This window comes from Protofrankia sp. Cr1 (assembly GCF_963555865.1).
GTDB lineage: Bacteria > Actinomycetota > Actinomycetes > Frankiales > Frankiaceae > Protofrankia.
On record NZ_CAUVXO010000025.1, the window covers coordinates 16,175 to 22,195 of the forward strand.

The window sequence follows — 6,021 nt, forward strand, 5'->3', positions numbered from 1 at the left end:
ATGATGCTCGGGTAGCGGTCAGCCGCGCAGGGGGGCGTGGGCGAAGGCTGCCACACCTTCGTCGAAATCGACCGTCGGCTGATAGCCTAGAGCGTCGCGGGCCAGCGCCGACGAAGCGGTCACGTGCCGGACGTCACCGGCGCGATACAATCCGGTGACGACGGGTTGCGGGCCGCCGTGTGCCCGGGCTAGGGCGCCGGCCATCTCGCCGATCGTGTGGGGCTGTCCACTTCCGATGTTGAAGGCCCGCAGCCGGCCCGGTGTGGCTGCACCCGGCGCCAGCGCAAGGACGTTCGCCCGGGCCACGTCGTGCACGTGGACGAAGTCACGCAGCTGTCGGCCGTCCTCGAAGACCTCGGGCGCGGCGCCCCGCTCGAGCGCACTGCGGAAGATGGACGCGACGCCCGCATAGGGGGTGTCGCGGGGCATCCGGGGGCCGTAGACGTTGTGGTAGCGCAGCGCGATGGCCTGTGCGCCGGTGCCGACCGCCCACGCCGCGGCGAGGTGTTCCTGCGCGACCTTGGTGGCCGCGTACACACTTCGCGGCTCCAGCCGGGCATCCTCGCCGACCAGGGTCGGCTCCAGTGGCTGGCCGCAACTGGGGCAGGGCGGCTCGTACCGTCCGGCTCTGAGATCCAGGTCATGGCGGGGAGCCGGTCGTACCGGCCCGTCGGCGGCGCAGCGGTAGGCACCTTCGCCGTAGACGACCATCGAGCTCGCCAGGACCAGCCGGCGCACACCGCGGCTGGCCATCGCAGCCAGTACCACCGCGGTACCGAAGTCGTTGTGCGAGGTGTAGGCCGGCAGGTCCCCGAGGTCGACGCCCTGGCCGACCATGGCGGCCAGGTGGCACACGGCGTCCACCCCGTCGAGCGCGGCGTCCACCGTGTCGGCATCCCGCACGTCGCCGACGACAAGATCGACACCATCGGTCGGGAGCGGGCGTCCTCGGTGGATCGCCGGGTGCAGCGCGTCGAGCACCCGGACGTGTTCACCGGCCTGTACCAGGGCTTGGACGAGGTGAGAGCCGATGAACCCGGCGCCGCCGGTGACGAGGATCCGCACAACGGCGACGGTATAGCCGTTCCGGGCGTTGAATCCTTACGAGCCGGGAAAACATCACGCGGTGAGCGGGAGCGCCACGACGAACCGGCAGCCGCCGGCGATGTTGTGTACGGTCACGTCGCCGCCGTGTGCCTCGACGATGCCGCGCACGATCGCCAGCCCGAGGCCGGACCGGCTGCCCTGGCCAAACCGGCTGCCCTGGTCGGTGCGCACCTCGCGCCCATGCTGCCGGCTGTCGTGCGGGCTGTCGTGCGGGCTGCCGTGGGCGGTGCCGGCTTCGGCAGCGAGCCCGCGTGGCGTGCGCGCTGTCTCACCCCGGTAGCCGGTCTCGAACAGTCTGCCCAGGTCGGCATCGGGAATCCCGCCGCAACTGTCCGCGACCGCGAGCACGGCGCGCCGGTCGGACACCTGACCGGTCACCGCGACCGTACCGTCGCTCGGCGTGTGCCGGATGGCGTTCACCAGCAGGTTGGTCAGGACCCTGCCCACCTCAGCCACATCGACCTCGACCTTGGCGGTGTTGTCGGCGTCGCCGTGGAGCAGGACGCCCTTGGCGCGGGCGAGCGGATCCGCGGCGGCGACGGCATCGGAGATGACATCACTGAGCGCGACGCGCTCCAACGTCAGCTCAAGGGTCCCGGCGTGGAGCCGGGACAGCTCGAACAGGTCGTCGACCATCGTGGTGAGGCGTTCACAGGCGCGCACCATGGTGCGGTGGTAGCGGGCCACGGTGGCGGCGTCGGTGACCACCCCGTCGTCGAGGGCCTCGGCGGTGGCGCGGATGCCGGCGATCGGTGTGCGCAGGTCGTGGCTGACCCACGCGACCAGCTCGCGCCGGCTGGCTTCCAGCGCCCGCTCCCGTTCCCGGGCCGCGACCAGCCGGACGTGGGTGTCGTCCAGCGCACGGGCGATCGCCGCGAGCTCTGCCGTCGGCGGCGTCGCCCGCGACGGTCGGTAACCGTCCTCACCAAGGTGGCCGGCCGCATCGGTGAGGGTCACCGATGCCCGGGCCACCGGGCGTCCGAGCCAGAGCGTCGTTGTGGTCGCGGCCACCGCGGACACGGCGAGCACGATGAGCACGACATCGAGATCGTGGTTGGAGAGGAACATCGCCTCCGCGGTTCCGGCGACACCGGCCGCCATCGCGCAGACTCCGACGACGACCACCGCCGCGCCCCAGATCCGCACCGATGCGCGCCACAGCACCCGCAGCCGCAACAGGGGCAACGCCAGCAACGGCGCGGCCAGCGAGCAGCCCAGCGCGATCCCGGCGATCTCCAGAAACGCCGTCATGCCAGGTCCACTGCGCGCACGCGGCCCGCTTCGCACCGGTACCCGACGCCCCAGACGGTCACCAGCACCTGCGGCGCGGTCGGGTCGTCCTCGACCTTCTCCCGCAGCCGTCGGATGTGGACGGTCACCGTCGAGGGGTCGCCGAAGGTCCAGCCCCACACCTGTTCGAGCAGTGCCGGCCGGGAGAACGCCTCGCCCGGGTGCGCCAGGAGGAAGGCGAGCAGGTCGAATTCCCGGACGGTCAACGCAAGTGGCTCGCCGTCGCGGGTAGCCGTGCGCGCGGCGACGTCGACGACGAGACGTCCGGTTCGCAGCACGCCGCGGCCCGCCGGCGGCGGCTCCAGCGTGCGCCGCAACACCGACTGGACCCGCAGCACGAGTTCACGCGGTGAGAAGGGCTTGGTGACGTAGTCGTCGGCGCCGGTCTCCAGCCCGGCGATGCGGTCGGACTCCTCGCCCAGTGCGGTCAGCATGACGACCGGGACCTGCCGGTGTTCCCGCAGGCGCCGGCACACCTCCAGCCCACCGATGCCGGGCAGCATGAGGTCCAGCACCACCAGGTCCGGCGGCCGATCGGCCGCCGCGGCAAGCGCGGACGGTCCGTCCGCGGCCCGGTCGACATCGAAGCCGGCATGCGACAGATAACGGTCGACGACGTCGGCGACGGTCGGATCGTCCTCGATGAGCAGTACGCACACCACCCGCTCACGGTAGTTCGCGCCCCGGCCCGCTGGCACCGTGGTAGCCGGGCCGTCCCCGATTCGTAAGATCTGCGCGGCCCAGGGCGCACACTCCGGACAGTTCGCGGTCGATGTTCCGTGTTCTGTAAGAGATTCGGCCACAATCGGTGACTAAGCTGCCGACCATGGTTACTGAAAGTCAGGTCAGCGGCGGCAACGTCGTCGACGACGGTGTTGCTGTGGACGTCACCCCGGGTGCTGCTGTGGATGTTGTGGTGGATGTCGTCCTGCCCTGTCTGGACGAAGCCGCCGCCCTGCCCTGGGTGCTGGCACGCATGCCCGCCGGCTACCGGCCGATCGTGGCGGACAACGGGTCCACCGACGGCTCGCCGACCATCGCCCGGGAGTTGGGCGCGCACGTGGTGCATGTGCCCGAACGCGGCTACGGCTCGGCGGTGCACGCCGGTCTGCTCGCGGCCACGGCACCGGTCGTCTGTGTCTGCGACGCGGACGCCTCCCTCGACCCGAGGGACCTGCCGCGTCTGGTCGGGCCGGTCGACGCCGGCAGCGCCGATCTCGTTCTCGGCCGGCGCCGGCCGACGGTGGCCCGCGCGTGGCCGTTGCATGCCCGGGCCGGTAACGCGGTGGTCGCCCGGGAACTTCGCCGGCGCGCCCGGGTGCCGGTCCGCGACATCGGCCCGATGCGGGCAGCCCGCCGGGAGGACCTGCTCGCGCTCGGTGTCACCGACCGACGGTTCGGCTACCCGCTTGAGCTCATCGCGCTCGCGGCTGCGGCGCAGTGGCGCATCGTCGAGCTCGACGTCGGCTATCTGCCCCGCCGCGGCCGGTCCAAGGTCACCGGAACCGCGCTGGGCACGGTCCGCACCATCCGGGACATGTCCGCGGTGCTGGGACGGATGGCATGAGGCTGCTGGTCATCGCCAAGGAACCGGTGCCCGGGAAGGTCAAGACCCGGCTCACCCCCCCGTACAGTCCGGCCGAGGCAGCCGCGTTGGCCGCGGCCGCGCTCGCCGACACCCTGGACACCGTCGTCGAGGCATGTCGGCGCCACGGCGCCCGGCCGCTGGTCGTGCTCGAGGGCAGGCCCGGCGCCTGGCTGCCGCCGGACGTGCCAGTGATCGACCAGGTCGACGGACCGTTCGACGAACGCCTCGCCGCCGCCTTCGACACCGCGTCGGGCGAGCCGGCCCTTCTGATCGGGATGGACACGCCACAGGTCAGCGCAGGTGTGCTCGTCGCGGCATGCCAGGCGTTGGAGCAGGCCGACGCCGTGTTCGGCCGGGCGCTCGACGGCGGCTGGTGGGCCCTTGGGCTGCGCCACGCCGACGGTTGCGTCGTGCGTGGCATCCCCACCTCGACGGCGCGGACCGGGGCGCTCCAGCACGCCCGGCTGCGCGCGGCGAACCTCACCGTGGCCGAGCTGCCGGCGCTTCGTGACGTCGACACCGCCGCCGACGTGGAGCCGGTTGCCAGCCTGGCACCCGCCGGGCGGTTCGCCGCCGCGGCACGGGCACGGGCACGTGTGGGGGTGTCCCGGTGAGTGCCCGGTCGGTCGGCCTGCGCCCGGCCACCGTCTACGAGAGCGCATTGCGTTCGTCGGAGTCCACCCTGTGGGCGACGGGCCGCCGTGGGCGCAGGCGGTTGCCGGTCGCCGCGTGGCTGGGCGCTCCCGCCCCGGCGGACGAGCTGATCCTGGTCCGGTGCACCGGGCCGACGCTGGACGTCGGCTGTGGGCCGGGGCGCCTGACCGCCGGCCTGGCCGCACGCGGGGTTCCCGCGCTCGGCATCGACGTGGCGCCGTTCGCCGTCGCGTTGGCACGGCGGACCGGTGCCTCGGCGTTGTGCCGGGACGTCTTCGGCCCACTGCCGGGGGAGGGGCGCTGGCGTGAGGTGCTGTTGATCGACGGCAACATCGGGATCGGCGGGCAGCCGCGACGCCTGCTGGCGCGCGTCGCGCGGTTGTTGGCACCGGGGGGCTCGGTTCTGGTCGAGCTCGACCCGCCGGGCACCCCGAGCGGGGCGTACTGGACGCGGTTGGAAGCCGGCGGCCTGGTCAGCGCGCCGTTTCGCTGGGCGGGCGTCAGCGTCAACGGGATGGGGCCGCTCGCCGCAACCGCGAACCTGCGCGTCGGCGAGACGTGGCAGTGCTCCGGTCGGCATTTCGGCCGGCTGGTGTCCACCGCCGGCAGGTGGACATGACCACGGATCTGACCACGGATCTGACCACGGATCTGACCACGGATCTGACCACGAACGCCACGGCCCGGCCACACCTGCAACCCGGCGTGGGCCGACCACGTTCCCGATGGGCGATGGTCACGGCATCGGCGGCGCTGGTCGGCGTGCTCGGCCTGGAATACGCGGTCATCGCGCAGCCGGGCCCGCTGCCGGGCCGGGCACCCGTGCTGTACCTGACCCTCGGCTGGTGGGCGGCGGCCGCGCTCGGGGTGGTGCTGCTGGTCCGCGTGGCGCCCCGGCGGGTGGCCGCGGGCCTGCTGCTGGCCGGCGCCGTCGCGGTGCACGTCCTTGCGATCACATCCGGGCCGCGGATGAGTGACGACCTCTACCGCTACGTCTGGGACGGCCGGGTGCAGGCGTCCGGGATCGACCCGTACCGGTACGCGACGGACTCGCCGGAGCTGGCCCACCTGCACGATGCCTGGCTGTGGCCTGACGATGGCGGCTGCGCCGCGATCGGGCGGGGTCCGGGATGCACGCGGCTCAACTACCCGCGGGCACACACGATCTATCCGCCGGTCGCCCAGGCGTACTTCACCGTCGTGCACTACCTGCCCGGTCCGCCGCGCGAGCACAAGGTCCAGTTCTATGCGGCGCTGGCGTCACTGGCGCTGACCGTGCTGCTGATGCGGACGCTGGCGGCATCGGGCCGCGATCCCCGGCTTGCCGCGGCCTATGCCTGGACGCCGCTGGCCGGTCTGGACATCGGCATCGACGCGCATGT

Annotated in this window: 6 protein-coding genes and 1 pseudogene; 4 read left to right on the forward strand and 3 right to left on the reverse strand. The window is 72.7% G+C overall.

The features are described from left to right. Positions 1-18: 18 nt before the first annotated feature. Genes U9980_RS04420 through U9980_RS04430 form a run of 3 tightly spaced genes read right to left on the reverse strand, consistent with a single transcriptional unit; the run spans position 19 to position 3,095 of the window. Positions 19-1,065 carry an NAD-dependent epimerase/dehydratase family protein gene (locus tag U9980_RS04420; RefSeq protein ID WP_322766797.1) on the reverse strand — a complete coding sequence of 349 codons (1,047 nt, stop codon included), beginning with the start codon at positions 1,063-1,065 and terminating at the stop codon, positions 19-21. A 54-nt stretch (positions 1,066-1,119) separates the two neighbouring features. Next, positions 1,120-2,358 carry a HAMP domain-containing sensor histidine kinase gene (locus U9980_RS04425; protein ID WP_322766798.1) on the reverse strand — a complete coding sequence of 413 codons (1,239 nt, stop codon included), beginning with the start codon at positions 2,356-2,358 and terminating at the stop codon, positions 1,120-1,122. Then, on the reverse strand, positions 2,355-3,095 hold the full coding sequence (locus U9980_RS04430; RefSeq protein WP_416210152.1) for a response regulator transcription factor: 741 nt from the start codon (positions 3,093-3,095) through the stop codon (positions 2,355-2,357). The genes U9980_RS04425 and U9980_RS04430 overlap by 4 nt, the downstream gene beginning before the upstream one ends. 218 nt (positions 3,096-3,313) lie before the next feature. On the opposite strand from U9980_RS04430, the gene U9980_RS04435 reads away from it, so the two are divergent. The 4 genes and pseudogenes from U9980_RS04435 to U9980_RS04450 all read left to right on the forward strand — a co-directional run. After that, positions 3,314-3,964 (forward strand): glycosyltransferase family 2 protein, encoded by a 651-nt coding sequence (locus tag U9980_RS04435; protein ID WP_416210154.1) that lies wholly within the window; start codon positions 3,314-3,316, stop codon positions 3,962-3,964. Next, positions 3,961-4,599 (forward strand): TIGR04282 family arsenosugar biosynthesis glycosyltransferase, encoded by a 639-nt coding sequence (locus U9980_RS04440; RefSeq protein ID WP_322754366.1) that lies wholly within the window; start codon positions 3,961-3,963, stop codon positions 4,597-4,599. Before U9980_RS04435 ends, U9980_RS04440 begins: the two co-directional genes overlap by 4 nt. After that, complete coding sequence (locus U9980_RS04445) at positions 4,596-5,258, forward strand: class I SAM-dependent methyltransferase (protein WP_322766800.1); 663 nt, start codon at positions 4,596-4,598, stop codon at positions 5,256-5,258. Before U9980_RS04440 ends, U9980_RS04445 begins: the two co-directional genes overlap by 4 nt. After that, positions 5,255-6,021 (forward strand): annotated as a pseudogene (locus tag U9980_RS04450) (hypothetical protein); the annotation flags it as partial. The gene U9980_RS04445 and the pseudogene U9980_RS04450, both read left to right, overlap by 4 nt.

What these genes read in the sequence shown, in the direction of transcription:
- U9980_RS04440 (WP_322754366.1), top strand. Translation starts at nt 3,961, where the DNA reads ATGAGGCTGCTGGTCATCGCCAAGGAACCGGTGCCCGGGAAGGTCAAG.
- U9980_RS04425 (WP_322766798.1), bottom strand. Translation starts at nt 2,358, where the DNA reads ATGACGGCGTTTCTGGAGATCGCCGGGATCGCGCTGGGCTGCTCGCTG.